Here is a 5,050-nt window from a genome sequence, read left to right as displayed (position 1 = left end):
AAAAAAGAGTCCCCCGAATGCTCGGAGGACTCTAAGGAGGCGGCTACCTACTCTCCCACATGTTACTGCAGTACCATCGGCGTGAACGGGCTTAACTTCTCTGTTCGGAATGGGAAGAGGTGGAACCCCGCTGCTATAACCACCTAAATCTACATTGTTATAGCTAACAACATGATATCGTAAAGTTCTTTTGACTCAAACACCTTCTTTCGAGTATTTGACGATTCGAGGATGAGAAAAGGGCCCTCTGTAAAGAAAGTCATTCGGGCTATTAGTACCGCTCGGCTTTGACATCACTGCCTTTACACCTGCGGCCTATCAACGTAGTAGTCTCCTACGGCCCTCAAGGGAAATCTTATCTTGGGGTTGGCTTCGTGCTTAGATGCTTTCAGCACTTATCCAATCCGAACATGGATACTCAGCGATACACCTGGCGGCATAACTGATAAACCAGAGGTTCGTCCAACTCGGTCCTCTCGTACTAAAGTCAGGACCCCTCAAATTTCCTACGCCCGCAACAGATAGAGACCGAACTGTCTCACGACGTTCTGAACCCAGCTCGCGTGCCACTTTAATCGGCGAACAGCCGAACCCTTGGGACCTTCTCCAGCCCCAGGATGTGACGAGCCGACATCGAGGTGCCAAACCGCCGCGTCGATATGAGCTCTTGGCGGCGATCAGCCTGTTATCCCCGGAGTACCTTTTATCCTTTGAGCGATGGCCAGTCCACACAGAACCACCGGATCACTATGCCCTGCTTTCGCACCTGGTCGACTTGTTGGTCTCACAGTCAAGCACCCTTGTGCCATTGCACTCTGCGCACGGTTACCATTCGTGCTGAGGGTACCTTGGGAAGCCTCCGTTACGCTTTTGGAGGCGACCACCCCAGTCAAACTACCCACCAAACGGTGTCTCCCTTGCGGGGTTAGAATTCAAATACACAAAGGGCAGTATTTCAACGTTGACTCCACGATACCTAGCGGCACCGCTTCGCAGTCTCCTGCCTATCCTACACATTATGCACCCAAATTCAGCGTTAAGTTGCAGTAAAGGTTCACGGGGTCTTTTCGTCCCGTTGCGGGTACCCGGCATCTTCACCGGGACTACAATTTCACTGAGCTCACGGACGAGACAGTGTCCAGATCATTACACCATTCGTGCAGGTCGGAACTTACCCGACAAGGAATTTCGCTACCTTAGGACCGTTATAGTTACGGCCGCCGTTTACTGGGGCTTCGATTCAATGCTTCGCTTGCGCTGACATCCCCTCTTAACCTTCCAGCACCGGGCAGGTGTCAGGCCCTATACTTCTTCTCTCGAATTAGCAGAGCCATATGTTTTTGTTAAACAGTTGCCTGGACCTCTTCGCTGCGCCCTACTTGCGTAGGGACCCCTTTTCCCGAAGTTACGGGGTCAATTTGCCTAGTTCCTTATCCGTGATTCACTCAAGCACCTGAGGATACTCTCCTCGACCACCTGTGTCGGTTTACGGTACGGGTGATATGAACCTGAAGCTTAGAAGTTTTTCTCGGAAGCTTGCTTGGGCTAACTATCCGATTGGCCGTAGCCGCTCGGTACTGTCAGGTTTCAGCATGAATCAGCTATTAACCGAATCATATACCTACACCCTTTAACCAACAATTCCGTCTGTTGGCGTAGCTTACGCTTCTCCGTCCCTCCGTCGCAGTTCATATCAGTATCGGAATATTAACCGATTGTCCATCGAGATCACCATGCGGCTTACCCTTAGGCCCCGACTGACCCTGATCCGATTAACGTTGATCAGGAAACCTTGGTCTTGCGGTGGGCGGGTTACTCTCCCGCCTTATCGTTACTTATACCTACATTTGCTTTTCCATAAACTCCACCGATCCTCACGAATCGGCTTCGACGTCGATGGAATGCTCCCCTACCACTCCGTAGAGTCCATAGCTTCGGCAATACACTTGATGCCCGGTTATTATCCACGCACAACCGCTCGACTAGTGAGCTGTTACGCACTCTTTAAATGAATAGCTGCTTCCAAGCTAACATCCTAGCTGTCGCTGCAGTCGCACATCGTTAGTTCAACTTAGTGTATGTTTGGGGGCCTTAGCTGATGGTCTGAGTTGTTCCTCTTTAGTCGCCGGACATTAGCACCCAGCGGCTCACTGCTGCAAATCATTCTACTGGCATTCGGAGTTTGTCAGGATTTGGTAGGCGGTGAAGCCCCCGCATCCAATCAGTAGCTCTACCTCCAGTAGACTATTACAACGCTGCTCCTAAAAGCATTTCGGGGAGTACGAGCTATTTCCCAGCTTGATTAGCCTTTCACCCCTACCCACAAGTCATCCGAAAACTTTTCAACGTTTACCGGTGCGGACCTCCAGTTGGTTTTACCCAACCTTCATCCTGCTCATGGGTAGATCGCAAGGTTTCGCGTCTACAACCACTAACTATACGCCCTATTCAGACTCGCTTTCGCTTCGGCTCCGGACTTTATAGTCCTTAACCTCGCTAGTGATTAGTAACTCGTAGGTTCATTATCCAAAAGGCACGCCGTCACCGCACGAAGCGGCTCCGACAGGTTGTAAGCGTACGGTTTCAGGTTCTTTTTCACTCCCCTGTTCGGGGTACTTTTCACCTTTCCCTCACGGTACTGGTCCACTATCGGTCTCTTGGGAGTATTTAGCCTTACGGGGTGGTCCCCGCAAATTCTGACAGGATTCCTCGTGTCCCGCCATACTCAGGATACTGCTACCGCTTACCGAACTTACCAATACGGGACTTTCACCCTCTACGGTACGACTTTCCAGTCATTTCTCGTTCGTTGGTATTAAGATATCGCAGTCCTATAACCCCGGCATTGCCGTAACAACGCCGGTTTGGGCTCTTTCCTTTTCGCTCGCCACTACTCGGGAAATCGATGTTTCTTTCTCCTCCTCCTATTACTAAGATGTTTCAGTTCATAGGGTTTGCTCACCGTTGCCGGTGTGACAGGTCTCCGACCTGCCGGGTTGCCCCATTCGGACATCTGCGGATCAAGTCTTTTTTGCAAATCCCCGCAGCTTTTCGCAGCTTAACACGTCCTTCTTCGCCTCCAAGAGCCTAGGCATCCCCCGTACGCCCTTGCTTACTTTCTTTTTCGTGTCGCATAACCCGGCTCGTGACCGGTTATGCAACCCCCTTTCTCATCCTTAAATCTGTCAAAGAACTTTTNTTACAACAGGAAAGCCTTACAAAACGCAAACCTTTCTAGTGTAAATTGTGGAGAATAAGGGAGTCGAACCCTTGACCCCCTGCTTGCAAAGCAGGTGCTCTAGCCAACTGAGCTAATTCCCCAATCTCTTTATGGTAGTCCCGAGCGGACTTGAACCGCTGACCCCTACATTATCAGTGTAGTGCTCTAACCAACTGAGCTACGGGACTGTCTAGTGTAATGTGGGACACACATATTATTAAAATTAAAGGTAATCTGAGAAAAACAGGTAAGTTTCATACCTATCTTCAAATAATCATACCCTCCAAAAAGGAGGTGTTCCAGCCGCACCTTCCGGTACGGCTACCTTGTTACGACTTAGCCCCAGTCATCGGTTTTGCCCTAGGACGCTCCTTGCGGTCACGTACTTCAGGCACCCCCAACTCCCATGGCTTGACGGGCGGTGTGTACAAGGCCCGGGAACGTATTCACCGCGCCATGGCTGATGCGCGATTACTAGCGAATCCAACTTCATGGAGGCGAGTTTCAGCCTCCAATCCGAACTGAGATCGGCTTTCGAGATTGGCATCCTGTCACCAGGTAGCTACCCTCTGTACCGACCATTGTAACACGTGTGTCGCCCCGGACGTAAGGGCCGTGCTGATTTGACGTCATCCCCACCTTCCTCTCGGCTTACACCGGCAGTCCTGCTAGAGTGCCCATCTTGACATGCTGGCAACTAACAGTAGGGGTTGCGCTCGTTATGGGACTTAACCCGACACCTCACGGCACGAGCTGACGACAACCATGCAGCACCTAGTTTCGCGCTCCGAAGAGAAGACCCCTTTCAGGATCCGTCGCTAACTTTCAAGCCCGGGTAAGGTTCCTCGCGTATCATCGAATTAAACCACATGTTCCTCCGCTTGTGCGGGCCCCCGTCAATTCCTTTGAGTTTCATTCTTGCGAACGTACTCCCCAGGTGGATAACTTATCGCTTTCGCTTAGTCACCGACACTATATCGCCGGCAACGAGTTATCATCGTTTACGGCGTGGACTACCAGGGTATCTAATCCTGTTCGCTACCCACGCTTTCGTGCCTCAGCGTCAGTAATAGCTTGGAAAGCTGCCTTCGCAATCGGTGTTCTGTGTGATATCTAAGCATTTCACCGCTACACCACACATTCCGCCTTCCGCAACTACACTCTAGTCTGACAGTATCAGAGGCAATTTCGATGTTGAGCATCGAGCTTTCACCTCTAACTTATCAAACCGCCTACGCACCCTTTAAACCCAATAAATCCGGATAACGCTCGGATCCTCCGTATTACCGCGGCTGCTGGCACGGAGTTAGCCGATCCTTATTCGTACGATACTTTCAAACAGATACACGTATCTGAATTTACCCTCGTACAAAAGCAGTTTACAATGCATAGCACCTTCATCCTGCACGCGGCATGGCTGGTTCAGACTTGCGTCCATTGACCAATATTCCTCACTGCTGCCTCCCGTAGGAGTCTGGTCCGTGTCTCAGTACCAGTGTGGGGGGAAAACCTCTCAGTCCCCCTATGTATCATCGCAATGGTGAGCCGTTACCTCACCATCTAGCTAATACAACGCATGCCCATCTTTAACCACCGGAGTTTTCAACCTCAAAAGATGCCTTCTGAAATATTATGGGGTATTAGACCAAATTTCTTCGGATTATCCCCCTGTTAAAGGTAGGTTGCATACGCGTTACGCACCCGTGCGCCGGTCGCCGGCAGAAGTAGCAAGCTACTTCTTCCGCTGCCCCTCGACTTGCATGTGTTAGGCCTGCCGCTAGCGTTTATCCTGAGCCAGGATCAAACTCTCCATTGTAAAAAATTTAAATC

Annotated in this window: 2 tRNA genes and 3 rRNA genes; all 5 read right to left on the bottom strand. The window is 50.7% G+C overall.

Annotated features, from left to right (window positions below):
• Positions 1 to 34 precede the first annotated feature (34 nt).
• The 5 genes from rrf to C1A08_RS12975 all read right to left on the bottom strand — a co-directional run bounded on the left by rrf (position 35) and on the right by C1A08_RS12975 (position 5,036).
• Positions 35 to 147 (bottom strand): 5S ribosomal RNA (gene rrf / locus C1A08_RS12995).
• Between the two features lie 103 nt (positions 148 to 250).
• Positions 251 to 3,122: ribosomal RNA gene (locus tag C1A08_RS12990) — 23S ribosomal RNA — on the bottom strand.
• Between the two features lie 125 nt (positions 3,123 to 3,247).
• Positions 3,248 to 3,321: transfer RNA gene (locus C1A08_RS12985), tRNA-Ala, on the bottom strand.
• Between the two features lie 10 nt (positions 3,322 to 3,331).
• A tRNA-Ile gene (locus C1A08_RS12980) sits at positions 3,332 to 3,408 on the bottom strand.
• A gap of 99 nt (positions 3,409 to 3,507) precedes the next feature.
• Positions 3,508 to 5,036: ribosomal RNA gene (locus C1A08_RS12975) — 16S ribosomal RNA — on the bottom strand.
• The 16S, 23S and 5S rRNA genes sit together here with 2 tRNA genes alongside, the layout of an rRNA operon.
• Positions 5,037 to 5,050 lie beyond the last annotated feature (14 nt).

Source organism: Alistipes sp. cv1 (assembly GCF_900240235.1).
In the GTDB taxonomy this organism is placed as follows: Bacteria; Bacteroidota; Bacteroidia; order Bacteroidales; family Rikenellaceae; genus Alistipes_A; species Alistipes_A hominis.
The sequence above is the reverse complement of the archived record's forward strand: the minus strand, read 5'-3'. Positions and strand labels throughout refer to the sequence as shown.